The sequence below is a fragment of the Niallia yueguangensis genome (assembly GCF_052663115.1).
Window position 1 is genome coordinate 15,630 of sequence record NZ_JBQTCX010000031.1, and the last position, 26,689, is coordinate 42,318.

Genomic DNA, 26,689 nt, shown 5'->3' on the forward strand with positions numbered 1-26,689 from the left:
AAGCCTTTTCTTCTCCTAAGGCTATCGGAAAACGATTGTATAAAAAGTGAAGCGTTTGTCAGTTTAAAATCTTTTTACACACTGAAAAATAAAGAACCCGTTATCTTTAGTACATGACATTCTCCTTTGATTCACATCTTCCTTTTTAACAGAATAAGATGTGTAATAATAAGGAGGATTTACTATGAATAACAAGAAAAAACCTTCGAAATGGAATGGTGAAATGGAAGAATGGTTAAAAGAATTTTTTTTAGATCCTTTCACCACATATTTAGATGAAACGGAATTCAGAATTGATATATACGAAACAGATACTAGTTATATTGTAGAGGCATTGTTACGTGATTACTCCAAAGAAAATATTACGATCACAGCAGAAAATAACTTTATCACCATCTTCGCTTTTTCTCCCTTAAATTCACAGACGATTAAAAAACAACGAACGATATTTTTTCCGTTTTCGGTTGATACAAAAAAAATAACAGCCGTTTTTACTTGTGACATTTTGGAGATTTTTGTTTGCAAACATTCTATTTGTACACGCCAAAATAAACTTATTCCTATTCATTAAAATTATTTAGATGCCATATTTTCCCCAATAATACTTTTTCAATTGATAATACTGAAAGCCTCTTGCAGCATGTATCGCCTTTTTTGCATGTAACTGTGCTTCTTCCATTTGTCCTAGCATTTCTGCTTGCTCGGCAAAAATAGATTCCTTCATCCACTTTCGTTTCATATTCATTAATGGTTGAGCTTTTACGAATGGTCCTTCTTTTTTCAGAAGAAATAATGTTTGATAATACAAACGGTATTGCGGTGATTTTAGTTTATTTATTTCGTCTTCCATTCCTTTCATATTATTAAAATAAAAAGAAAAAAGGACCGTAAAATAAGCATAGTTCTTTTTGTTTGTTTTTATTGTTACCAGTTTGCGGTAAGATTCGATCACTCCTTTATCATCATGGTTAGTTAAAGAATATAAAAAACGATAATATGGACTCTCCAGCCTTTTTTGCAAAAAGGTATGAATTGCGTGCTCATCTGTACTAATATAGGCATTAACTATCCCATGAATAAGAAATACGATAATTAATATAGAGTCTATTATTTCTTTTAATCCAAAATAAGCAGTAAAATATGTACCCATAAAAGACCCTCCTTCCTACCTATTCGTCAGATGCTGATTATCCCTTATCAGCAAACCAGGCATGAGCCAATAATCTAATGCCCTCTTCTATCTCTTCTTTCATTATTCCTCCAAAACCGAATATGATCGGGTATGTTTGCCTTCCTTTTTCTCTCCAATAATATTGTTCTGCAGAGTAAATGTTAATGTTGAATAACTTTGCTTTTTCGCAAAGTTTGTCTGGATCATTCCCTTTAATGAAAACCAATAAATGCAACCCTGAATTTTCTCCAATAATCTCTACCTTATTGCCCATATATTTTTTTATACTTCGCACTAATATTGTCCGTTTTTCTTCATATACTTTGCGCATTTTACGAAGATGCCGGTCAAACTCCCCTTTTTGCATAAACAAAGAAAGTGCTTTTTGAATGATAGGAGAAGCTGCCTGCGATTCAACATGTTCATTAGCATGTTTTAATAAACTTTGTGGCAACACCGTATAACTTACTCTAGCAGCAGGCAAAAATGACTTAGAAAAGGTGCCTAAATAAATGACTCGATCATTTGTATCCAATCCTTTTAAGCTTGGAACCGGGGCCCCTTCATAACGAAACTCACTATCATAATCATCTTCTATAATATAAGCATTATTAGCGTTAGCCCATTGCAGCAATTGCATCCGTTTAGCAATTGGCATGATCAAACCTAATGGAAACTGATGGGATGGTGTTACATAAGCTAGATGACAGTTGCTATTTTTTAAACATTCGACACTATACCCATCCTCTACAGATACTGGAATATCATGCAAATAGCATCCTTCCTTTTGAAAGACCTTTTTCACCCCATCATATCCTGGGTTCTCCATTGCCACTTGCAGAGATGGCTTAATAAAAGAAAGTATTTGCTTGATTGCATTTCGTGTACCTGCAGTAATCATAATTTGCTGAGGATCGCATATGATTCCTCTTGCCTTATATAAATATTTGCTGATTTCTACTCGCAATGGATAGTATCCTTTTTTATCCCCATATAACATGACTTCTTTTTCTAAAGAATCGATGCTTTCTGCGATATTTTTTTTCCAAGCTTTTAATGGAAAATGGCATAAATCAATGTCACCATACTCAAATTCAATCATGTGTTCTTCTGTTGTTGGTTGTTCCAATGGAATAGGAAGTGGTTTCAAATTTCGTTCCGGAATCGTTACGTTATCCCCCAGTTTCAAAGCCCAAAAACCTTTTTTCTGTTTACTCTCCACATAACCTTCTGCCAATAATTGCTGATATGCCTCATTTATCGTATTTTTACTCACCTTTAACATTTCCGACAACTGTCTAATAGAAGGAAGTTTTGTTCCTTCCTTTATATTGCCAGTTAATATTTCTTTTCGATAATATTCATATACTTGCATGTAAAGTGGCGATTTAGTCTCTTTTTGTAAAAACATGTTTCCCCCTCTAATCTGTACCTATTAAAATTTTATTTCTGTCACTTTTCTATAAGACATATATTTTTTACAATAAGTGTAACATACATAGAAAGGAAGAAAAAGGATATGAATAAAATGAGATTCTCTACAAGAGAAATAACTGATCAACAGGCGATTGAAGCATTTTTGCATACTGCAAGAACGGGATACCTTGGTTTAACAGACGGAGTAGAGCCCTATGTTATTCCATTAAATTTTATTTGGCATCAAAACACGATTTATTTTCATGGAGCAAATGCTGGCAGAAAAGTACGGATTATTGAGAAAAATAATCACGCTTGTTTTACACTTAGTGACGATCTAGGGACAATATGCCACCCTGTTCCAGCACACACAGATACCGCTTATAAAAGTGCTATCGTATTTGGAAAGGTGAAAAAAGTAGAAGATGTATTAGAATGCACAGAAGTAATGCAAAAAATGCTCGAAAAGTATGTCCCTGGCTACTATGATCGTCCATTATCTTCATCACATGTGGAAAAATATCAATCTTCATTAGGAAGCCGAACAGTTGTCTACCAATTGATTCCCGAAAAAATAACAGGAAAGGAAAATCCGCTGCAGGAAGAAAATAAATTCACTCCTGGCAGAACGGTACAGATGGATAGGAACAATTAGAATAGTTTTTTTCCTTTCTTTTCTATAAAAACTTATATGAAGCTGACTCGCCTGCATGATATTAATATTTTAGGAAAAATAAAAATAGAATGAAGTCTAGTTTTCTACTGCTACTTCTAGTATGATGAAACGTATGAATTACTTTTTTAATAAAGCGAGGATAATGATACATGAGTTTATTAAATGTTGAAAATTTAAGTCATACATTTGGGGATCGAACATTATTTAAAGATGTTTCTTTCCGCCTTTTAGCAGAAGATCATATTGGCTTAGTAGGAGCAAACGGTGTCGGTAAATCGACATTAATGAATATTATTACAGGTCAGCTTATCCATGATGGTGGAAAAGTCGAATGGATTCCTAGTGTTCAGTATGGCTATTTAGATCAGCACACTGTTCTTACACCAGGAAAAACGATTAGAGACGTATTAAAAGATGCCTTCCTGCCTCTTTTTAAAGAAGAAGAAAAATTAAATGAAGTAACTGCGAAAATGAGCGATGCTACTCCAGAGGAATTGGAAGCTTTACTAGAAGAAATGGGCAAAATTCAAGATAAATTGGACGCTGGTGGATTTTATACACTTGATATAAAAATTGAAGAAGCTGCACGCGGTTTAGGCTTGGATGCAATTGGACTCGATCGCGATGTATCCGCACTCAGTGGTGGACAAAGAACAAAAGTATTGCTTGCAAAACTTTTGTTAGAACAGCCAGAAGTATTATTATTAGACGAACCAACCAACTATTTAGATGTTGAGCATATTAAATGGTTGACATCGTATTTAAAAGAATACCCGTATGCTTTTCTGCTAATTTCACATGATACGGAATTTATGAATCAAGTATCTAATGTGATTTTTCATCTTGAGTTTTCTAAATTAACAAGATACACGGCAAGTTACGATAAATTTTTAGAACTTGCTGAGATTAATAAAAACCAGCATATAAACGCCTATGAAAAACAACAGGAGTTTATTAAAAAGCAAGAGGATTTTATCAGCAAAAACAAAGCGCGCTACTCAACAACTGGTCGTGCAAAAAGTAGACAAAAACAATTAGATCGTATGGAACGCATTGATCGTCCGGAGACGGCCGTTAAACCGACCTTTGAGTTTAAAGAAGCTCGCGGAAGCAGCCGATATGTGTTTGAAGGGAAAGATTTTGAAATTGGCTATACACATCCCCTTCTGCCTAAAATGTCGATTTCGATTGAACGCGGCGAAAAAATTGCAATCGTTGGCTGCAATGGTGTCGGGAAATCCACTTTATTAAAAACAATGCTTGGAAAAATCGATCCAATTAGCGGAAAAATCGAACGTGGCGACTTTCTATATCCATCTTACTTTGAACAAGAAGTAAACGCAGGAAATATGACGCCGATTGATGATGTTTGGAATGCTTTCCCTATTATGGATCAACATCAAGTTCGTGCTGCTCTTGCACGCTGTGGATTAAAAAATGAGCATATTTCAAGACCTCTGAACCAATTAAGCGGTGGTGAACAAGCAAAAGTACGCTTATGCAAACTATTAATGGAAGAAAGCAACTGGATATTATTTGATGAACCAACGAACCATTTAGATGTAGTTGCAAAAGAAGAATTAAAAAGAGCGTTAAAGGCATATAAAGGGACGATTGTCCTTGTTTGCCATGAACCGGATTTTTATGAAGATTGGGTAACAAAAGTTTGGGATGTAGAAGCTTGGTCTAATCAAAATGCTTAAATAAAGAAGAAAAGCGCAGCTGTTACATACAGTTCTGCGCCTTTTTTCATGGCGGAAAATATTATTTTTTTCGTATTTTTTTCATGTATAAACAAATACTACCAATGATGTAAATTTAATTGGAGGTTTGTTTTCATGAAATGGATTCTTTCTATATTATTTGTTTATGTTTGCTGCACTTTTTCAAGTGCTGCATTAGCAGCTCCATCCGAAACAGAAGTTGCCGCACTTGCCAAATCATTAGGATGGACAACAGAAGATTTAGAAAACTACTTGTCTTTTAAAGAAATAAAGCTCGACGATTTTGATAATATAAAGGAATTAAAGGAGTGTTTAGGAACTCCAATTACCCCTGATTCACTTGAGCAATTATTACAATCCTATAATTTGACAAGAGAAGAGTTAGATATTTTATTAGCAGGTTTTCACGAAACAGTCCAAGATTTCTGGTTTATAGAAGACTTGGATGTTGCAATTGACTTTTATCAAAACCATGAACAAACAATGGAAAATCTAGAACAATTTCTAATTAGTGTTGGTATAACGGAAAAAGAAAAAAAACAATTGTACGACCATTTTAAACAATTAGATGCAAAAGTTTTACAAGATAAAGTGTATGAATGGAAAGAAACATTAGAGACGATTGATTCCCTTGATCAAGAAGAGCCATTAACAACAAAACAACAAGGGCAATTAATTTCCCTTTGGAAAAATATGATGGATACCCTCGGATTACAGCCTATGTTTTACACGGTAGATGATAATGGAAAACGTTCAGCATTAAAACCGCAACACTTCTTAGATCATATAACTGATGATACTGTAGCATTGGAGCTACATGACGAAAAAGAAAAATTAGTAATGGATACGGTTATTTCACCTGAAAAATTATCCAGCCGTTTTGCTGTTGATGCTGCGGATAAAGTGGTTCGTCTTACTGAACTAAGCAGCGAGCTATCTACCTTGTATTATTCCCAATTGCCGAATACAGCTTCCAATCACCCATTGTTCCTTTTTCTTGGATATCTGTTCCTTTTAGTTGGCGTTCTATATATTTTTTTGAAAAGAAATAAAAAAATTCATGATAAATAATCGGTTTCTTTCTTCTAGATGGATCGGGTACTGTTGTCTTTTTATTGGAGGCTTGCTTGTTTTTTATCATGGTGGTTTGCTTTTAAAAAGTGAGATTCCATTACGTATTCCAGATAAACAATTTAACAAAATGGAGAAGCAAGAGTTAAATACGCGGAAGTTTTATAAAGAAGGAGCATGGATCGGCGCTATTTATTTACCATCTGTAGATCAGTCTATCGATATTTATGAAGGAACGAATGATAAAGTATTAAATAAAGGAATCGGTCATTTTACTAGAAGTTCTTTTCCAGGAGAACAAAATAATAGTGTATTATCAGGGCATCGAGATACTTTTTTTCGTGTATTAAAGGATGTAAAACGAAATGATTTTATTTCGATCCAAACAGTTTATGGAGCATTTTATTATAAAGTAAGAAAAATTGATATCGTATCTGCTGATAGCCGAGACATTTTAACTCCAAAATCAAGACCTGTCTTAACATTAACTACTTGTTATCCATTCTATTTTATTGGTGATGCACCACAACGATATATCATTACAGCAGATCTAATTAAATCTGTCGACGCTACATTATGAATGGTTAAGGAGGATATAATAAAGCAAAAATACTGCTTATTAACATCCTCCAACCTTCATTTTTCCATTAACCTAAAAAACGTGTATCATTGATTATTGCCACCTTGATAAAGATTTTCTTATTTTATTCTTCCATTCTGTTACCTTCAACATAAATTTCCCGCCGCTTTTTTGCTTTTGCATTTCATAAAAACTTGCAACAATGATGAGAACACTTCCAGCTATAAGAAGATAAGCCCACCATGGGAAATTTCCCCAATACGGTCTTGTTTGCAGCATAACATTTAGCAAAAGCACGATGATGCCAATAAAGAAATACGATTTATATTTATAATAAAATCCGCAAATAACAGAAAGTACAGATAAGCTTCCAACGATAATAGCATCAGTAATAGTGGCAGTTTGCAGTGCATCTATAATTAAAAAATAGGAAACGAGCAGTAAAATCCCCCACTCTACCTTGTTGATTATATGGATATAGTTTCCCTTTACAATTTTTTTGCTAATAATGACCATTAATACCCAGGGAAGCACGATACTTTCTTTTGAAAAATAATATGGTATCGACAATTGCTCTATTATTGCATAATACGGCTGCAGCAAATAGACAACTGCTGCTAGCACAGGAACCCACGCTATCTTTTGTGGTACTCTTCCTTTTTGGATAAATAAAGTGACTGAAATAAATAAACCGGGAAGAATCTTTCCCCAAACAAAATCGATATTGAAAGAATATAAATAGACAAAAATCACAATACTTGTAAAACTATAAAAATCAAGATAAGCTCCTTCCCTATTATAGACAGTTTTATAAGCACATGATCCTATAAATACAAGCAATACACCGATCACACTGTAAAGCAAAAATTGATCCATCGCCATCATATTAATGGAATATACAAGCCGTTCTGTGCCTGCTACTAACATGATAAGACCAGCTATACTGAAGTAATGCTTTTTTGATATATACATAAGCAGTAAATATATAGAAATATAACATAATACCACAATATAAGCAGTTGTAGAAAATGCCGAAGTGATGATCCAACATCCAATCCCAATGATGGACAAAGGGATAAAGAAATAGATTACCGCTTCTTTATTCAGTTTTTGGAACAAAACATAAACAATAAATAATAGAATGCTAGTTAATAAAAAGGCTTGAGAAAATGCACCGCCTCCAGCAACATCTTTTTGAATGGTATTTGCAAAAAATAAAAAGAAACAACAGTAACAAGCATATTGGAAAAGAATTTTCATCCAATTTGACTTTACAATAAACAGACTAATCAAATAAGCACATAAAGCATATAAAAAATGCATATACATCCCATTTCCATTGGTAACATAATCTACGGAAATCGAAATCAACAAATATACATGAGCAAGAATAATAAATGGACGTTTAAACAGTTGTTCTTTTACCATCCATCTTAAGACAAATAGTACAACCCAGCCATATGTGTGCCATTTCATTTGCATGGACTCAGATTGTGCAAATATGTCTGATATACAGGCAAAATAGGTCATCGTGGCAACTATACTGATTAACCAGGCTACCAACTCATCCTTCCTTGCTTGATAAAATGCGATAAAAACGAGTATGCCTACAGCGTATATGCATGTTCGTGTCCAATCACCATAAACTGGATATGTCAACGACACAAATATAGCGATAATATACAACCCTTGCCCAATTAAAAAGCTATTTCGTTTTAAAACCAGATCATTCTTAAAAAAGAATGTTTTAGTTGCTAATAAAATAACACTTGAAACGGCAATGTTGAATGCCATCCCCTTATTTCCTAAAAATGAAAAAGATTCACCAAAAGCAAAATAAGCAGCAGCAAAACATAACGGAATCAAATATCGTAAAACGGACAAATAAAATACAGACCAACCTTCTTTTTTTACAAGTATAAAACTAAACCCTAACAGAAGGAATAAACAGCCCACATACCATTTTCCTAAATAAAAGATTCCCGAGACTAAAGCGAAACAAATCATCATTCCTAATCCAATTGTTGCAGAGCTGTACTTAATTTTTTTAAATATTTTAATACGATTATAAAATCCCAAAAGAGCGAACAAAACGAAGCCAATACTATATAAAGTAATCAGTGCTGATTGAAACGACGTAATAACATCATATTTTAAAGCAACTTGACATAAGGAGAAACCGATAAATACAGCAGGTAAATATTTTAAGATCTTAACTTCTAACTTATATACAAGATAAGTAAATTGACAAGCTATCAATAAATATGTGATTGCTATTACGATAGAACCTTGAGAAATAATTCCCATGTTAAATGACTGACTATATACAAAAGTTAAGACAATTACAACAACACTTGTAATCTCCCACGTTTTCCCCCAGCTTATAGAGCCTTTTAGAACTGATCCAAACATCAAAATGATCAAAACTACACATGCAAAAAGAAGCGGACTCCAATTATAAAAAAGATCGGTTGTAAAAATTCTATAACATCCAATAACAAACATTAATGTTACAAAAACATGATACTGCTTAAATTTTGTTTCATATAAAATGCCAAAATATAAGACACTTAACAATAAAAAATTTATTCCGTGTAATATTGCACCTCCATAAAATATCGATAAACAAATAGTAGTAAGGACAAGATGAATCTGCGTATAAATGGGCAGTTCTCTTCCAAACCTCTTTACCCACTTCTTCTCTTTCCATTTAGAGAGAATGATGATCAAAAGGCTATTATATCCGATAAAAAAGAAGAAAAATAAATTCTCTGATACGTGTAAGCTTAATAAAAAGAAAGCTGCCATACAAGAAATCGTGGCTAATGTTACGACACGAAAAAAACGGGAAAGAAGCAAATTGGCTAAATAATAGTAAATTGGTATCAAGCAGGCAGTACCTATCACACCAAGGAGATAGTTTCCCTCTCCCTCAAAAGATAAATAATTTCCTAATAATTCAAACCAACTAACTGATAATATACCAATTGGTAAAAAGAAACTTCCTAACACAAAAAAAGCAAAAGCTGTTTTTTCTATTTTTACTATTTTTTTTGCAAATACAGCAAATCCGTAAAAAAGAAACGAAACGAAAAAGATCGAGCCTGCTTTCATCCATCCTGTCATACTATCCCAATTGCTTGTAGCAACAAATAATCCGCCAATTAATAGTAATAGTACACCAATATATAATAAAAACCCGATATTTCTTTCACGCAGCTGCTCTGCTGTGCGGACTTTTTTTTCTTTTTGTTTTTTCGGAGATGACTCTTTCCTTTCTTTTTGATTTGCTAATTTAATAGATGCATCTGATGTTATTTTCTTGTCTTCATAAAATGTATGATACGCATGTAATACATGGTCATGTTCTGCAGTTGTTATGTATTGATGGATATGCAGCTGTTTTAATTCGGATGTAAAGATATCTTTTTTGCCTTGTTCAGCAGACATTTTTCCCCCACCTCTTCCTGATAAATTCAACACAAAAACAATTAATTTATACTTTATGTGTAATTTTACATTATTCTATACTTTTTTTCAAACATTTTCTTTAAGTGAAAAAAGGAAACACAGGCTTTTTTATCGAATTTTTATTTCGATACTCTAAATTACATGAGGAGGTTGGAAATGGATAGTCGAATTATTTCTTATTTAACGAAAAATAGAGAGGATCATTTACACGAATTATGCCAATTTTTATCAATAGAAAGTATTAGTGCACTTCCTGATTACAAACAGAAAGTGAAAGAAACAGCGGAATGGACAGCAGAAGCATTAAAAAAATCTGGCATGGAAAATGTGAAAGTGTACGAAACAGAAGGTCATCCTGTTGTTTACGGCGATTACCTTCATGCAGTTGGAAAACCGACGGTGCTCGTTTATGGACATTACGATGTTCAACCTGTTGATCCGCTGCATTTATGGGAAAGTCCCCCTTTTTCGCCTGAAATAAGAGACGGTAAAATTTTTGCAAGAGGCGCTAGTGATGATAAAGGCCCAGTTTTTATGCATATTAAAGCAGTTGAATCCATTTTAAAAACGACTGGAACGCTGCCGGTTAATATTAAATTTTGCATAGAAGGAGAAGAAGAAATCGGCAGTCCCCATTTGCCATTATTTGTAGAAGAAAACAAGTCATTGCTAAGTGCTGATGTGATTGTGATTTCCGATACTACTATGCTAGATAAAGGGAAACCAACCATTTGTTATGGTTTGCGAGGTCTTTGTGGGCTGCAAATAAATGTAAAAGGTCCAAATGGAGATTTGCATTCAGGTCTTTTTGGCGGAGCTGTGCAAAATCCGATAACAGCACTTGTACATACTATATCGACGTTTCATAATGAAGATGGAGAAATAACCGTTTCCGGTTTTTACGATAAGGTAGCTTCCTTAACAGAAGAAGAAAAACAAGCATATAAAGCACTGCCTATTCAAGATCGTCAATTTATCGATCAAACTGGTGTTCCAGCACTAGTTGGGGAAAAAGGATTTAGTACATTGGAAAGAATATGGGTTCGCCCAACACTTGACATAAATGGAATAAATGGTGGATTTCAAGGAGAAGGAATCAAAACCGTAATTCCATCTGAAGCGAGCGCCAAAATAACTTGCAGATTAGTTCCAAATCAAGACCCAGACGAGATACTTTCCTTGCTGCAAGCACATATAAAAAAACACACTCCTGCTGGTGTTGAAGTGACAATGCAATTATTTGATAAAGGAGCCCCTTTTCTCACACCATTTGATCACCCTGCCATTCAAGCTGCTGGCAAAGCATATGAACAAGTGTATCAAGTACCAACTTCTTATACTCGTGGAGGAGGATCTGCAGCTATTGTAGCTGTATTCGATGAACTGCTGCAATTGCCAATTGTATTGATGGGTTTTGGACTTCCAGATGAAAACTTTCACGCTCCTAATGAACATTTTCATTTAGAAAATTATGATAAATGCTTGCTAACCATCTGTACATACTGGTATGAACTGTCTTCAATATTATCATAAAGAATAAGCCTTCCATTAGTCGTTCTGCTATTGGAAGGCTTTATTAATAGTTAAGGCTGTTTTCTCAAGTTTGTTGTTATTTACGTAAAAAAATGGGAGAAGAAGTACTCAGCAGACTGAATACACGTAGACTCCTGTGGGAATGCGAGAAAGACGAGACTTAAGCAGAGCGTATGCGACGAGGAGGCTTGACGCTCGCTAAACTGACGAAGTGTATTCAGGCTGCGAGTTTAAAAGCAACAATCTATACGAAAACAGCCATAGTTAATTATATTCTGCCTCTTTCAAAAAGATAAGTATTGTTATGGATCCTTTTAATAAATGGATTAAGACGGTCTTTTTCTGTAAATAGAATTAATTCATGCATCGCTCTTGTGCATGCTGTGTAAAATAATTCTTTCTCTAGCTCATTGTGATAAACCGAACTATTATAAATAATGACTCCATCAAACTCAATTCCTTTTGCTAAATAAGCTGGAATCACCGAAATTCCTTTTTCATAGGCAATCGTGCCTTTTTCAATTAAACGAACATCCATTTGTTTTTTTATTACTTTATACAACGTATTGCTTTCTTTTTGTGTTTTACAAATGACTGCAATGGTTTCATAACCCTTATTTTTTAGTTGCTGTAATTGCGTCATCACATCAGTTGGTAGCGATGTTACATTTGCTATTTCTTTCACTATCGGCTTTTCTCCGTGACGATTAAAAGGTTCAATCAATTCTCCATTTACAGCGATGCCTCTTGTAAACTCAACGATTTCTTGTGTCGATCGATAGCTTTTTGTTAATACAATCCTCTCTACCTGTTCTTCTCCATCATCTCCCATTAACATTTTGTTGTCGTGTGCATATATAGCTTGATTCACATCCCCTAATAAAGTCATTTTACTATACGGATACAGTTCTTTTAAATAAGCCATTTGAAATGAGGAATAATCTTGTGCTTCATCAATAAATACATGCTTTATACTTGTAATGGACTTTTTCCCTTCTATTTTATCTTTAAAATAGGCAAATGGTGTTGCATCTTCATTCCATAGCTGCTTGTTTTTTAGCGTATGAATCGTTTTTTCTCGGATTAGCTCCCACTCTTTTTCCGTAGAAGATTCTCTTGAAAATACTGCTTGATACATCGCCGCATAATCAATAAAACGCAATGATTTTATGTCTTTATATATTTTTTTAAACCTTTTATTTACAATCAATTTTCGTAATATTTGCTCCTCATGATGAAAATAGGAAAAATCATCTTCCTTTTTTTGTGTTGCTTTATACGCCTCTAAATACTCCTCTTTGTCTAATAACTGTATCTCTTCTTCTACCCAGGATTGCTTTCTTTCTTGTTTTGCATGCAGTTTCATTTCTTTTTGAACCCATTCTTTTAATAATTGCAGTCTGTTCGTTATCGAAATAGATGGATCCAATTCATAAAATTTTCTTGTCAGTTCTTCTTTTGAAAAAAGCACTTTATTCCGAAAAGAAATAGCATGAAAAATCATTCCCTCGGTTGATAATTTTTCTACATATTTATCTAATTTATTTTTAAATTCGATGCTGCTTTTATAGGAAATGCTTTTTAGACGCATCGTTTGTAACTTCTGTTTTCCTTCTGATAACAGAACCTCTAATTGTGAAAAAGGATCTTCTACTTTCCATCCAGCCCCAATTCTATTCACTACATATTCCTGAAAAGTCGACTGTTGCATATTCTCTTCTCCAAGCTCCGGAAGCACGGTGGAAACATAACTATTAAACAAAGGATTGGGTGAAAACAGCATAATATGATCAGACTTTAATGTTTGTCGATGCCGGTATAATAAATAGGCAACACGCTGCAAAGCAGCAGAGGTTTTCCCACTTCCTGCAACACCTTGAACAATTAATATTTTACTTTTATCATTACGTATGATTTTATTTTGTTCTTTTTGGATCGTTGCAACAATTGTTTTCATTAAGGTGTTAGCATTATTTCCTAACACCTCTAATAATAATTCATCACCAATTGTTACCCCTGTATCAAATAATCGAACTATTTTGCCATTACGAATAATAAACTGTCTTTTTAACAACAGCTCCCCATCAATTTTGCCTGCAGGCGTATTATAACTTGCTAATCCTGGTAAATAATCATAATAAATACTCGATATAGGCGCTCTCCAATCATATATATAAAAATTTTGTTCTTCTTTATCCATAAAAGAAGCAATACCAATATAAATTGCCTCTATTCCTTCTCCTGTTTCTTCAAAATCTATTCGTCCAAAATAAGGGGAATATTTTAACTTGCCTAATGTTTTAAGTTGTTTATGTAATTGGCCGTAGCTTCTTTCCCGTTCACCTAATAGCTCTGCTTGTTGTTTTATACTTATATAGGTTTCCGCCAAATCATCAGGTTCATCTACATTGACGGTTACATCCTGCCAAAATGTTTTACGAATTTGTTCTGCATCTCCAACTATCATATTGCTCGTTTTTTTATCTTTTTCCATCTTTTCGTCAATTTCTTTTATTACTTTCTCTACTCTCTTTTGCTCTAAAAAAACTTCTTCTTCCTTTAAATCAGCCATATAACCCACTCCTTAAAGCTTTTTATTTGACTAGTAAGAATAATGATGGTATAATTAAATTAGGTATATTTATACAAAATTGAAAATAGTTGTATTCTTTAATTATACTATGCTTAGAAAAATAATTCTACTCATAAAAAACCCATGTCTTTTAAGGAAGGCATGGGTTTTTTATGCATTTGCCAATTTTCTTATAACTCAAGAAAAAACCTCTTATCTGATGGAATAAGAGGTTTTTTCCTAACTATTTATTTGTAGTTGTTTCTGCATTTTTTATATAATTATAATCTTCACGATTGATTGGTTTAAATCCTTCAGGTGTGTAAAAGCGCAATAAATCTTTATTGACGATGTTGTCCGAAACTTTTAATTCTGCCGCTGCACCTTCCGCTTGTTTATCACATGATTCTCCAGCAAGAATTTCACCAGAATTTGTATCATAACAATTATCCCCTATTTTAGTAACCGTTGGCGATACAAAATCTCCATTTCTAAACGGGATAGTTTCACGATGATCTTTTGATAATAAATCGGAACCAACTTGTAAATAATCTTTTGTATTAACACCTAATAAATGTAATACAGTTGGCATAACATCTACGTCTCCGCCATATTTGCTTACGACTTTACCTTCCACTCCTGGCACATGGATAAACAATGGCACGCGCTGTAATTTTGCATTTAATAATGGCGTAATTTCATCTTCCCCCATCACTTTTGCCATCGCGCTGTTATGATTTTCTGAAATACCGTAATGGTCTCCATACATAACAATCATTGTATTATCGTATAATCCAGCTTCTTTTAACTGGTCAAAAAACAGTTTAATCGATTCATCTAAATAATGGGCTGATTTGAAATAGTCATTAACGACAGTATCCCCAAAATCTCCAGCTGGGAAATCAGTGTCGCCTTCATCCATTTCGAATGGATGGTGATTTGATAAAGTAATAAATTTCGTATAAAACGGCTCTTTTAAGCCTTCTAACAACGGCATACTTTCTTGAAAGAAAGGTATATCTTTCATTCCGTAGTTTTTTATTTTTCCTGGTGACATATCATAATATTCAGCATCAAAAAATTTATCATATCCGATGGATTTATACATTTCGTTTCTATTCCAGAATGTTTTATAGTTTCCATGGAATGCTGCTGAAGTATACCCTTTTGTTTTTAAAATAGCTGGTGCAGCTTGCAAAGTATTTTGTGCTTTATTAACAAAAACAGATCCTTGTGACATCCCATACAATGAATTGTCCATCATAAATTCGGCATCTGAAGTTTTCCCTTGACCTGTTTGATGGAAAAAATTATCAAAATAAAAAGTGTTTTTATCCTTGGTTAGCGAGTTTAAAAATGGTGTTACTTCCTGTCCATTTAATTTGTAGTCAATAATAAAGGATTGCAATGACTCTAATGAAATATAGACAACGTTCATACCTTCAGCTTTTTTAAAATATACAGAATTAGGTGCAGCAAAGTTTGCACTTATGTAGTTCTGTACTTCTGAAATATCACTACTGTCTGCCAAGGCTCTTTGGCTTTCAGAACGGGCATTTTGGACAATATCATAAATAGTAAAATTATATGCCCCTAAATATTTCACTAAATAATTGCGGTCAAAAGAACGACTCAATAATTCTGGACGATCAACCTCAGCTAAACCAAGATTAATAATAAAAGTTAATATCGCTAAAGCAAAAATAGACTTTGCTTTTCTTCTGTTTTTTTGCACAGTTGGTTTATAAATCTTTTTGACAAGCAATACTATCAGTATGATTACATCTAAGAAGTATAAAACATCATATACTTTAATTAAGGATAAAATACTGTCACTCAATTGACCGCCATTTACTTTTACTTGCATCATAACGGGAACAGTGATGAAATCAGTAAAAAAACGATAATAGACAATATTTGCATACAGTAACGCAGACATCAGGCCGGTAATGACTGTTATCATAATTGGCTGTAATTTGCCTTTAATAAATAATGCAAGTCCGATAAAAAATAAAGCGGAGCTGATTGGATTTATAAATAAAAGAAACTGTTGAAACGCTCCATTTACCCCTAAACTAAACTCAATTTGATATGCTGCATATGTTTTAACCCAAAATAAAACAATGGCGATTAAAAAGAAAGAAGAATGTTTAGATATAAATTTATTAAATAATTCTACTGTACCTTTCAATCTTGTTCACCTCAATTCAAAATATAACCTCAATTAAACTTAATCTTTTCTTTCAGACTGTCAACAAACGCTTTCGAGCAGACTGTAAAGTTTCCAAATAATAATTACCACTTGGAAGTTTCGTTTCATATAAGAGAAAATTGATCTTTCTTTTCCCTTTTCCGTTTCTACTTGTGTTCCATTTCCAACATTAATCTTCACAAAAAATTTACATGATTTTTACAAATAACGTATCCAATTATAACATATACCTATCAAAATCAAAATAAATAAATCTACCTGTTTTTCCATATTATTCTAGTTGTTAAGTATATCACACAGGATCGATTAGTGTAAACAAAAACGATAGGACACTTCGCATTCGTCTGCAACTAGCCAGTACCTTCACTTCTTTGTCCTCTTAACCTCTGAGTTGGGAAGATTCTTCATGTTTATGGGGAAAAACGGATAATTTTGTTAATATTCAAACCAACATATATCTTACATTAATTTTTTATAAATTTCTAGTAAAAAACTATTTACGTTTATTAATAATAATAATCAGGAAACTTATTTATGTTCATTTTTTTAAAATTTTCATCTTTCTTTTCAAATGGACATAGCAAAATTATTGATTTGTCCATTTTTTAAGTATAATGTAACTAAGCGACTAAAGGAGGCGTTTTCATTGGTAAAACTAAATCAAAAAGAATACATAACGATACTAGAAAAACTGCTAACCATCAGTAGTCCATCTGGAAACACACAAAAAATAATTGATTTTATTGAACATTATTTGCAAGAGCTTAAAATTAACACAAGCAGAAATAATAAAGGAGGATTAATGGCAACTATACAAGGTGAGTCAGGCGATAAGCAAAGGGTCGTTACTGCTCATGTTGATACATTGGGTGCAATGGTAAAGGAAATAAAAACAAATGGTCGATTGCGGCTCGATTTAATTGGTGGATTTACCTATAACAGCATCGAAGGAGAAAATTGTTTTATTGAAACCGCAGATGGGACGATTTACAGTGGCACTATTTTATTGCATCAAGCTTCTGTACATGTGTACAAAGATGCAGCCAAAACGGAACGAAATCAAGCGAATATGGAAGTAAGAATTGATGAAAAAGTCAAAAATGCGGAAGATGTCAAAAAATTAGGCATTACAGTCGGTGATTTTATTTCTTTTTATTCTAGGGTAGAAATAACATCCTCAGGATTTATTAAATCAAGACATCTCGATGACAAAGCAAGCGTAGCTATTCTATTACTTTTGCTAAAGGAAATAAAAACGAAGAACATAATACTTCCGTATACAACGAATTTTTTCATTTCTAATAATGAAGAAATCGGGTACGGGGGAAACTCTAATATTCCAAAAGAAACAGTTGAGTATTTAGCGGTTGATATGGGCGCAATAGGAGATGGACAATCCACAGATGAATATTCTGTGTCTATTTGTGTAAAAGATGCAAGCGGTCCTTATCACTACGGATTAAGAAAAAAACTAGTTCAACTTGCTACAGATCATGATATACCTTTTCAGTTGGATATTTATCCTTATTATGGTTCAGATGCATCTTCTGCCATTCGAGCTGGGAATGATATTGTTCATGGATTAATCGGACCTGGCATTGATTCCTCTCATGCATATGAGCGTACTCATTTTTCTTCGATTGAAACAACTAGTCGGTTAATTTATTATTATTTGTTATCTTCTATGTAATGAGGTTGTTCAAAAAGAACAGTCCTTTAGTTGGATTATTCAACTGGAGGACTGCTCTTTTGCATTTTTGAAAATCAACTATCATTTATGTTTATTCCAAATCATGGCGGGTTGGATGAACAAGTTTTTTCGCTTCAAAATAAAGTACTTGAATAAATTTTTTCGTATGAATTTTTACTTGTTTTGATTGTACTGCTTTGTCTTTTTTGAGCTCAGTCATTTTACTTCTTATTATAGAGAAATCAAAAAATTTCAAAGCATAATTTTCAAATTTCGGATTAGAAAAATCTGTTAATCCAATACTTGCCAAATGAGTAATAGATTGATTTATTGCTCTTCTAACACGCTGTTCACTAGCTTTTGTTTCTCTTAAAACTTCATGGGCAGAAGCATGCTCCCCGACACGCAGCTTTGCTATTCCTTCAAATAACTCTTTCATCGAAGGAAAATTCTTTTCGAATACATCGTTTGCTTCATGATGGTATACATATTGAATAATTTCCATTAAATCTTTGCTGCCATTTTCGCCAATTATCCCTAATTCAGATAAAAGAAATTCACCAGCTTCTGTAATCGTATTATTGGTTTTATACTGCTTTTGTTTGCTTTCCTGATTGGTTATTCCTAAAACGCCATTTAACGTTCGACTTATTTCTCCTACTGTTCTCTCTAATAAAATATTTTGAATAACCTTTTTTGTAATGGTTAGAAACTCAGTACTGTTTATTGGTTTTGTCACGTAATACTCTATTCCTAATGTATAGGCCTCTCCAATTAGTTCTTTTGATTCTACTTGGGAAAGCATAATCGTTTTTCCTTTATATTCACCTTTCCAAGAACGAATGGTTTCAATTCCATCCCGAATAGGCATTAAAAGATCAACAATGACAATATCCACCTTTTTAAAATTTAATAATTGACTTGTTACCATTTCTCCATTTTCCGCTTCTCCAACTACTTCACCAATATCTTCATCTTCAATGATATGTGTAAGCAAAGACCGAATCACTTCATCATCATCAATTAGAAAAAAACGCATCTTATTTACTCCTTTATTAATCGTACTTTCGGTAATTCCACCATAAATTTAGTGCCTTTACCCGGTATTGTTTCATGACTTATAGCACCGCCATAATTGGCAATCGTTTCTTTACTATAGGACAGGCCTATTCCAGTTGACGATATTCCTTCATCGTCAAATTTAAGAGAAAATCCAGGTTTATATATTAAATCATTATATTTTTCTTCGATGCCAAGTCCTGTATCTATCACTTCTAAATACAACCAATCCGTCTTTTCGTATGCATGAACCGTTATTTCTCCTGTATCCTTAATAGCTTCAATGCTATTAGACACAAGATTATTTAATATAGAAAGCAAAAAATATACTTCATATTTATCAGTTGAAACATTTATTTCTGTTGAAAACTGAATCTTTTTTCCAAGGGTTTGTGCATATTTATTATTGCTGCTTATGATAATTTCCAGCAGATCAGGTAAATACATATATTCTGAGAAGTTTTCACTTGCGATTAATTTTGAAATTCCTGCATATATTCTTTGATTATCTTTTTTTATGTCATGAATTTCACCAGCAATTTTTAAAGCTTCTTGACTTAAATGCTGTACTTCTAATCGTGTAATCTCTTCATTTTTTAATGATCGATACAATTCAAAAGAATCTTTTGTTATTTTTTCGACATTATTTAATGTTTTTTTCACTTGCATTTTTTCCTCGTATAAACTGGATAATAATAATAGCAAATGTTTATTTTTACTCGTAATTTCTTCTTCTCTAATTTTTGCCTCATATAAAACAATCATACTATAGAAAGAAACTACAAAAAAACTGCGAAAGATAGCAATTGTTCCTATCGGCATAAAAGCACTTAAGTCTAATTTAACACCAATGATCGTGGATTGTATAGCTAACTCTATTAATTGAGAAGTTAATTCTAGTATGATCCCGAATACACCAATTTTCCATACTTGATTTTGCATTTTTTTTACGTTCCAAATTAAAAAAAAGAGAGAATAGCTTATGTAATAAAAACATGCTGGTAATCGCATCATAAATGAGTGTTCCAATGTATAAGACTCTAAAAAGAAAAAGTCTCCTAACATTCGAAAAATCCCAACAGCAATTCCTGTTATTATACCTGCTTGAATTATTTTCTTTTGAGGTAAAAATAGAAGCAAAAAAAAGAAAATCGTTGGAGCGAAGCTAACCCTAAACTGGTCTTGCAATGGAAAAAATTTAAATTCCCCAGCAATAGGCACCATAATAATCATCATGAAAATAATAAAAGTATTCGATTTAAGCAATTGATGTATTTTCATTTTGTCTCTCCACCTACCTTTAATGCAGATAAGTATATCTTTTGTTGCTTTACAATTCAATTGCTGATTTGTTTTTTACAGAAGGCTGATTTCGTATAGATTGTTGCTTTTAAACTCGCAGCCCGAATACACTTCGTCCGTTTAGCGAGCGTCGAGCCTCCTCGTCGCATACGCTCTGCTTAAGTCTCGTCTTTCTCGCATTCCCACAGGAGTCTTCGTGTATTCAGTCTACTGAGTACTTCTTCTCCCATTTTTTTAAATAAAAAAACAACAAACTTTGAGAAAACGACCTTACAGAAAGAGAAAAAAGAGTGATAAAGATCACTCTTTTTATGCAGCTTCTGACTTTTTAATATTAGAAATATACTCGTTTGATTTTTGTTCATCGAACTCGCCTTCCCATTTACTTACTACAATGGTTGCTACAGCATTTCCAACTACGTTAACAACAGTACGAAGCATATCCATTAAACGATCAACACCTAAAATAACAGCAATTCCCTCTATTGGAATATTCATAGAACTTAATGTCGAAGCAATTACAACAAAGGAAACACCTGGTACACCTGCAATTCCTTTTGAAGTTAACATCAACACGAGCACTAATGTTATTTGTTGGGCAATGGAAAGGTCAATCCCTGCCATTTGTGCTATAAATAAACAAGCAATACTTTGATAAATCGTGGAACCGTCAAGGTTAAACGAATAACCGGTTGGAATAACAAAGGACGTAATCGCTTTTGGACATCCGAATTTTTCCAGCTTGTCCATCAACCTTGGCATAACAGATTCAGAACTAGCTGTACTATATGCTAAAATCAACTCATCTTTTAAAATTTTCATTAAAGTAAAGATATTTACTTTCACTATTTTCGCAATAATTCCTAATATCACTACAATAAAAAACACCATGGTTACATAAACTAATAGGACTAGTTTAGCTAGTGGATACAATGTTTCAAGTCCAAACTTTGAAACGGTAATACTGATCATAGCAAATACACCGAACGGAGCAAACTTCATTACTATGTTTGTTACCCAAAACATCGTCTCCAGAATTCCCTCAGAAACAGATAAAACCGGCTTTCCTTTTTCTCCAATTGCAGCTACGCCTAAACCAAATAATACACAAAAGAAGATAATTGGCAATAAATCACCATCTGCCATACTTCCGACTACATTTGTCGGTACCATATGAACAAGAATGTCTCCAACTCCATGACTATCTTTTGTTTCTTCGGTAGATTTTTCATATTGAGAAATATCAGACTTTGCTAATCCTTCTTCATGAATACCAACACCAGGCTGGAAAACATTAGCAACAAGCAAACCAAATAAAATAGCAAAGGTTGTGACAATTTCAAAGTAAAGAATTGTTTTTCCGCCAAGTCTGCCGAGCTTTTTAATATCACCTACTCCCGCAATCGATACAATTAAAGCGGCTACTACGATTGGAACAACAATCATTTTAATTAGATGAAGAAAAATATCACCTACTGGTTGTACAAACTTAACAAATACTTCGTTCCCGTGGAAAATTGCACCTACTATTATTCCTAAAACAAGTGCAATTAAAATTTGAACCGCTAATCCATATTTTTTCATTCATTTTCCCCCTATTATTGTTAACTTTTGTTACATTAAATTCATTTAATTAATACTATATAACACCGCCTACCAAATCCGACATAAGTCGACAAAATCTAATTTTTTTTGTTTTCTTTTTCTAACATCTCATTTATTAATACAAAAAAGCATGTTTGACTATTTCGTCAAGCATGCTTTTTGTGATCTATTTAATGAAGCGAATGGAATGCCGTTGTACTGCCTGTTTGTCCAGCAATTACTTCTAAACGAATTTCCATTCTTTCTTTTAGTTCCGGTACATGTGAAATAATGCCAACTAATCTTCCTGAACTTTGTATATCCATCAGTGTTTCGATTGCTTGATCTAATGATTCTGGGTCCAATGTTCCAAAGCCTTCATCAATAAACATCGTTTCTAACGATACACCTCCAGCATATTGCTGCACGACATCAGCCAAGCCAAGTGCTAATGATAATGCTGCTTTAAAGCTTTCTCCGCCTGATAATGTTTTTACATGTCTTTCTTGGCCAGTATATTGATCATACACTAACAGCTCTAAGCCACTTTGCACATTGCCTTTGGAGCGATCTGTTTTTCTTAATAATTGATATCGTCCATTTGTCATTTTTATTAAGCGCAAGTTCGCTTCTTGTAAAATATCATCTAAAAAGGATGCTAAAACATATCTTTCAAATGTGATGCGGTACGTATTTTGACCTCTTGTTATATCGTATAAATGACCGATTATTTGATACGCTTCTTCTAATTGTTTTATTTCATTATTTATTGTTACAACTTGGTTCATCACGTCTTCATTATCCCGCTTTTTTACCATTAAATTAGTATGTTCTTGCTGGATATGATGAATTGCTGATTCTATTTCTGCTAAGTTGGCTTTTAAGATTGTGATATCAGGTTTTTTTACATCTTGTAAACTATCCTGCAAATCATGATAACGATCACTTACAGAACGATATTCTTCCCGATATGTTTGAATGCTTTTTAATCTATTTTCTATTTCCTCTTTAGGAAGCTTAGATTGTATATAAAAAGAATACGTTGAAAATCCTTGTTCTTTCATGCTATCTAGAAAAATAGTACGTTCTGATGTCAAAGCTTTCTCTAGTCCTTTAAGGTTCGCTACTACACTTTCTTGTTTAATCGTTACTTTTTGCAAAGCATCTTTTGTTTCTTGTAAAGTAGCTTGCGCCTTTTTATATAATTCTTCTAATCTTTGCAACGTAGTTTTAGCAGTATTACGGGCATGATGATAGTGTTCAGCATCTCGCAATTCTTCTGGAATCCTTTTCTTAATATTATTTAATGTCGTTGTCTGCTCCGCTAATTGGATGGAAGTTGATTGAATTTCATTAGAAACCTGTTCCGTTTCAATCTGTAGTTTTTGCAGCTGTTGTTCAATCGTAGTGATTTCTTCTTCTGTATTTTTCAGCTTCTTTTCCGCTTCTATTAACTCTAGTTGTTGTTTTTTTAATAGGTTTAGGTCTGAATCCATTTTACTGTTAATGGATTCAGCATTTTCTGCTGTATAATCTGGTATTAATTTATTTATCTCTTTTAGCCATGATCTTTGATCCTCTTGTAAAAAGGATAGTTGTGTTTGCAATTGCAACAAATTCGATTCTGCTGCTAACTTGTCCTTTTCTATTTGTAAAAGGTCCGCTCTAGCTGCTTTTACATCTTCCTCATTCATGATGTGTACAACAGTATCATTAGCTAATCTTGGATGTTCGGTGCTTCCACAAACAGGACATGGCTCCCCTTTTTGCAGTTTTTCAGCTAAAAGATAAGACTGTGCTGCAAGCCAATCTCTTTCGACTTTTTCTGCTAACTCTTTTGCATCTTGATAACGGCTTGTAATTTTTTCTACTATTTTTTCATTGTTCGTTATTTCCGCAAACAAAGGTACAGTTTTTTTTGTTACTTCTTTATATTTTGCTGTTTTTTCCACCATATTTTGCAAATGGATTAGTCGCTCTTTATTTTCTAAATACAATAGTTTGGAAGTTTCTAGTTGTTTTTTTTGCTCTTTTTTCTCCACAATGATTTTTTCTATTATCTCTTTTTTATCAAGTAGTTCCCTTTTTTTCACTTCTGTTTTTTTTAGAAATTGAGACGTTTGAGCGACGTTTTTTTCCATTTCTGAAATAACCTGTACATCTGGTTTAATACTATTTAAATAAGTAAGATGTTCATTTAATCTTTTACGTTCCTCTTCATTATGTTCTTCTTTTTTATACCGTTTTACTGCTTCTACCCAACTTGCTCGTTCTTTTTCTATTAACTCATTTAATATTGCCTTTTCTTTTTCCCCATCATCAATCTGTTTTTTAATATGGTGGCATATTTCTTCCTGCTTTGTTAATACCGCTGCTTTTTGGGCAAATTGAACAGATTGTTCTTGTTGTTTATAATAATCCTGTTTTTCTAACAGTTCCTGCTTTTTTGCTTTTAATAAATCACGAAGCTGCATTTGTTTTATAATAGCTTCCGATTCAAATAATTGCTGTCTTATTTGATCTCTATTTTTATTTTTTTCGTTTATTGTTTTTTCTAGTTCTTTTAGAGCCTTTTCCATGGCGACTATTTCTTTTTCTAACAATGGGAGAATGATAACATCGTTTTCACTATTTTCTTGTATTTTAGTTTGTAATTCTTCTATATAGAAACTCGTAATATTCTGTAAGGCTGTATGACGCTTATACAATTGCTGCTCTACCGATTTTTTTAATCCGGAAGCTTGTTCTTTTAGCTTGTCTTCAATCCGCTTATACATTTCTGTATGAAAGAGTCTTTGTAGTATAGCCTCTTTTTCCTTGCTGTCTGATATTAAAAGTTTACGAAACTCACCTTGAGGTATCATCAGTATTTGTCTAAACTGATTGCTATCAATTTGCATAATTTCTTTTACTTTTTCCTCTACATCGCGAATAGACGATGCAAGCACTTTTTGTTCGCCATTTTCATCAAAAGTATACAGTTCCGCTTTGGCACCTATCGGCGTATATCCGTCCCCTCGTTCTTTCTTTTTATCTTGTTGTGGGGATCGAATAATTAGGTAGCGTTGTTCCCTTAGTTTAAATTCAAGTTGTACTTCGGTTAAAAGAGAATTGTGCGCAAATTGACTTCTAAGTTCTGGTCCATTGCGGTCTTCTCCACTTGCTTTCCCGTAAATTGCATAACTGATGCCATCAAAAATCGTTGTTTTACCTGATCCGGTTTTCCCTGAAATCACAAACATTGTCCGATTTCCTAATACAGTAAAATCAATTACCTCTTTTCCTGCATAAGGGCCAAATGCCTGCAACGTTAATTTTAGCGGTCTCACTTGATTTCCTCCTTTAAGCAATCATCAATCATTTTCCCCATTAATTGGCGCTTTTCTGCTGAAAAGGTGGAAGTCGTCATTTCTTCATAGAAAGCTGCAAATAAATCTAACTCTGTTTTTTTATTTTCTTTATTGACCTTAACAGACGTCTTTTTCTTTTGATCTACATTTTCAATCTTTCTTTCTAAATGCAAAACGTTCGGATAAACTTGCCGTAATTTATTAATTGGATCCAAGATAGCTCCTTCATCCAACAGCGTTATTTTTAAATAATCATCTATTTTTTGCTTTTTGTAGAAGTCAGGATGTAATAACTCCTCTATATATCCCTCTAATTCTCTCATATCTTTTTGAGGAACAAACGTATGAAATCTTTCAGTAAAGCTTCCGTTTTTTTGCACTTCAATAATAGAAACAGATTTTTTTTGCTTTGCTTCTGAAAAAGAATATTTCATTAAAGATCCAGCGTATTTAACGGTATCATGTACTAATGCATCTGGACTATGTAAATGTCCTAATGCAGTATATGTAAATGGAGAAAATAATTCTGCACCAACACATCCAGTGCCGCCTACAGAAAGAACTCTTTCTGAATCTGTTGTTTTTCCTCCAAGCACAAAGCTATGTCCTACTAATACGTTTGGCTCCTCTTCGTTTAGTTGCTCCTCAATTTTTTTTATGATTGCTACCATTGCATCATGATGGTTCATGATTGATTCGTCATTAAATAATTGTCGTACGATAACCGGTTCACAATATGGAACTAAATAGAAATTTACACCGTTAATGTGTACTGGTGTAAAACTATTTTCCATTCTTCCGTTTAAATAAAACTTGTTTTGCTGATACCATGAGCTCCCAAAGGATAATCTTTCTGAACTGTCATGATTACCTGAGATCGCAAGAACCGGTGTATTAAGTTCCACATTGATGGTATATAATATTTCATCCAATAAATTAATCGCATCTGTCGGCGGAATGGAGCGATCATAAAGATCACCTGCTATTACTAAAGCATCTGGCTGCTCTTCTTTTACGAGTTCAACCAATTGATTTAATATGTATCGTTGATCCTCTGTCATATATAGACCATGTACAAGCTTTCCTAAATGCCAATCAGCTGTATGAATAAACTTCACAAAAGTCACCCTATCTATTTTTTAAAAATTTGTTTTTATGTATAGTTACTATTATAGCAAACAAACGATCTATCGGATGAAGGAAATAATGGTTATTTATAGTCAATTTATCAATGACTATTTTCCATCCAAAAAATCTGCCATTCCATGGAATGGCAGA

General features: G+C 33.3%; 17 protein-coding genes. 7 read left to right on the forward strand and 10 right to left on the reverse strand.

Annotated features, from left to right (window positions below):
* Positions 1 to 184: 184 nt before the first annotated feature.
* Positions 185 to 571, forward strand: coding sequence for an Hsp20/alpha crystallin family protein (locus ACTYA4_RS20265; RefSeq protein WP_443483350.1), 387 nt, complete (start codon positions 185 to 187; stop codon positions 569 to 571).
* 6 nt (positions 572 to 577) lie between these two features.
* Here the strand turns inward: ACTYA4_RS20265 and ACTYA4_RS20270 are convergent, their stop codons facing one another.
* Positions 578 to 1,150, reverse strand: a complete 573-nt coding sequence (locus ACTYA4_RS20270) for a hypothetical protein (RefSeq protein ID WP_443483351.1) — start codon at positions 1,148 to 1,150, stop codon at positions 578 to 580.
* A gap of 37 nt (positions 1,151 to 1,187) precedes the next feature.
* Positions 1,188 to 2,582: a MocR-like pyridoxine biosynthesis transcription factor PdxR gene (pdxR, locus tag ACTYA4_RS20275; RefSeq protein WP_443483352.1), complete on the reverse strand. Its 1,395-nt coding sequence runs from the start codon at positions 2,580 to 2,582 to the stop codon at positions 1,188 to 1,190.
* Positions 2,583 to 2,690: 108 nt separating this feature from the next.
* Here pdxR and ACTYA4_RS20280 point away from each other — a divergent pair, with 108 nt between their 5' ends.
* The 4 genes from ACTYA4_RS20280 (at position 2,691) to srtD (ending at position 6,638) form a co-directional block, all read left to right on the forward strand.
* The gene (locus tag ACTYA4_RS20280) at positions 2,691 to 3,242 is read left to right on the forward strand and encodes a pyridoxamine 5'-phosphate oxidase family protein (RefSeq protein ID WP_443483353.1); all 552 of its coding nucleotides are present in this window, start codon (positions 2,691 to 2,693) and stop codon (positions 3,240 to 3,242) included.
* A 170-nt stretch (positions 3,243 to 3,412) separates the two neighbouring features.
* Entirely contained in the window at positions 3,413 to 4,966 is a 1,554-nt protein-coding gene (locus tag ACTYA4_RS20285; protein ID WP_443483354.1) for an ABC-F family ATP-binding cassette domain-containing protein, read from the forward strand.
* 135 nt (positions 4,967 to 5,101) lie between these two features.
* Entirely contained in the window at positions 5,102 to 6,058 is a 957-nt protein-coding gene (locus tag ACTYA4_RS20290) for a processed acidic surface protein (RefSeq protein WP_443483355.1), read from the forward strand.
* A gap of 52 nt (positions 6,059 to 6,110) precedes the next feature.
* Complete coding sequence (srtD, locus tag ACTYA4_RS20295; RefSeq protein ID WP_443483356.1) at positions 6,111 to 6,638, forward strand: class D sortase, LPxTATN-specific; 528 nt, start codon at positions 6,111 to 6,113, stop codon at positions 6,636 to 6,638.
* A gap of 93 nt (positions 6,639 to 6,731) precedes the next feature.
* On the opposite strand, the gene ACTYA4_RS20300 is transcribed toward srtD, so the two are convergent.
* A complete protein-coding gene (locus tag ACTYA4_RS20300; protein ID WP_443483357.1) occupies positions 6,732 to 10,088 on the reverse strand; it encodes a hypothetical protein in 3,357 nt (1,118 codons plus the stop codon).
* A 177-nt stretch (positions 10,089 to 10,265) separates the two neighbouring features.
* On the opposite strand from ACTYA4_RS20300, the gene ACTYA4_RS20305 reads away from it, so the two are divergent.
* Positions 10,266 to 11,642, forward strand: coding sequence for a dipeptidase (locus ACTYA4_RS20305; protein WP_443483358.1), 1,377 nt, complete (start codon positions 10,266 to 10,268; stop codon positions 11,640 to 11,642).
* Between the two features lie 268 nt (positions 11,643 to 11,910).
* Here the strand turns inward: ACTYA4_RS20305 and helD are convergent, their stop codons facing one another.
* Together helD and ltaS are read right to left on the reverse strand one after the other, a co-directional pair.
* Positions 11,911 to 14,214, reverse strand: a complete 2,304-nt coding sequence (gene helD / locus ACTYA4_RS20310) for an RNA polymerase recycling motor HelD (RefSeq protein ID WP_443483359.1) — start codon at positions 14,212 to 14,214, stop codon at positions 11,911 to 11,913.
* Positions 14,215 to 14,458: 244 nt separating this feature from the next.
* Positions 14,459 to 16,405, reverse strand: a complete 1,947-nt coding sequence (gene ltaS / locus ACTYA4_RS20315) for a lipoteichoic acid synthase (protein ID WP_443483360.1) — start codon at positions 16,403 to 16,405, stop codon at positions 14,459 to 14,461.
* A gap of 667 nt (positions 16,406 to 17,072) precedes the next feature.
* Here ltaS and ACTYA4_RS20320 point away from each other — a divergent pair.
* Positions 17,073 to 18,116, forward strand: a complete 1,044-nt coding sequence (locus tag ACTYA4_RS20320) for a M42 family metallopeptidase (protein ID WP_443483361.1) — start codon at positions 17,073 to 17,075, stop codon at positions 18,114 to 18,116.
* A gap of 91 nt (positions 18,117 to 18,207) precedes the next feature.
* Here the strand turns inward: ACTYA4_RS20320 and ACTYA4_RS20325 are convergent, their stop codons facing one another.
* The 5 genes from ACTYA4_RS20325 to ACTYA4_RS20345 form a co-directional block, all read right to left on the reverse strand.
* Complete coding sequence (locus tag ACTYA4_RS20325; RefSeq protein WP_443483362.1) at positions 18,208 to 19,155, reverse strand: response regulator; 948 nt, start codon at positions 19,153 to 19,155, stop codon at positions 18,208 to 18,210.
* A gap of 5 nt (positions 19,156 to 19,160) precedes the next feature.
* Entirely contained in the window at positions 19,161 to 20,456 is a 1,296-nt protein-coding gene (locus tag ACTYA4_RS20330; RefSeq protein WP_443483363.1) for an ATP-binding protein, read from the reverse strand.
* Between the two features lie 330 nt (positions 20,457 to 20,786).
* A complete protein-coding gene (locus tag ACTYA4_RS20335) occupies positions 20,787 to 22,061 on the reverse strand; it encodes a cation:dicarboxylate symporter family transporter (protein ID WP_443483364.1) in 1,275 nt (424 codons plus the stop codon).
* A gap of 191 nt (positions 22,062 to 22,252) precedes the next feature.
* On the reverse strand, positions 22,253 to 25,390 hold the full coding sequence (locus ACTYA4_RS20340) for an SbcC/MukB-like Walker B domain-containing protein (protein WP_443483365.1): 3,138 nt from the start codon (positions 25,388 to 25,390) through the stop codon (positions 22,253 to 22,255).
* A complete protein-coding gene (locus ACTYA4_RS20345; protein ID WP_443483366.1) occupies positions 25,387 to 26,529 on the reverse strand; it encodes an exonuclease SbcCD subunit D in 1,143 nt (380 codons plus the stop codon). The genes ACTYA4_RS20340 and ACTYA4_RS20345 overlap by 4 nt, the downstream gene beginning before the upstream one ends.
* Positions 26,530 to 26,689 lie beyond the last annotated feature (160 nt).

Coding starts and splice junctions, on each gene's coding strand:
- ACTYA4_RS20335 (WP_443483364.1), bottom strand. CDS start 22,061: ATGAAAAAATATGGATTAGCGGTTCAAATTTTAATTGCACTTGTTTTA.
- ACTYA4_RS20300 (WP_443483357.1), bottom strand. CDS start 10,088: ATGTCTGCTGAACAAGGCAAAAAAGATATCTTTACATCCGAATTAAAA.
- pdxR (WP_443483352.1), bottom strand. CDS start 2,582: ATGTTTTTACAAAAAGAGACTAAATCGCCACTTTACATGCAAGTATAT.
- ACTYA4_RS20325 (WP_443483362.1), bottom strand. CDS start 19,155: ATGCGTTTTTTTCTAATTGATGATGATGAAGTGATTCGGTCTTTGCTT.
- ACTYA4_RS20280 (WP_443483353.1), top strand. CDS start 2,691: ATGAATAAAATGAGATTCTCTACAAGAGAAATAACTGATCAACAGGCG.
- ACTYA4_RS20265 (WP_443483350.1), top strand. CDS start 185: ATGAATAACAAGAAAAAACCTTCGAAATGGAATGGTGAAATGGAAGAA.
- ACTYA4_RS20270 (WP_443483351.1), bottom strand. CDS start 1,150: ATGGGTACATATTTTACTGCTTATTTTGGATTAAAAGAAATAATAGAC.
- ACTYA4_RS20305 (WP_443483358.1), top strand. CDS start 10,266: ATGGATAGTCGAATTATTTCTTATTTAACGAAAAATAGAGAGGATCAT.
- ACTYA4_RS20290 (WP_443483355.1), top strand. CDS start 5,102: ATGAAATGGATTCTTTCTATATTATTTGTTTATGTTTGCTGCACTTTT.
- ACTYA4_RS20330 (WP_443483363.1), bottom strand. CDS start 20,456: ATGAAAATACATCAATTGCTTAAATCGAATACTTTTATTATTTTCATG.
- helD (WP_443483359.1), bottom strand. CDS start 14,214: ATGGCTGATTTAAAGGAAGAAGAAGTTTTTTTAGAGCAAAAGAGAGTA.
- ACTYA4_RS20285 (WP_443483354.1), top strand. CDS start 3,413: ATGAGTTTATTAAATGTTGAAAATTTAAGTCATACATTTGGGGATCGA.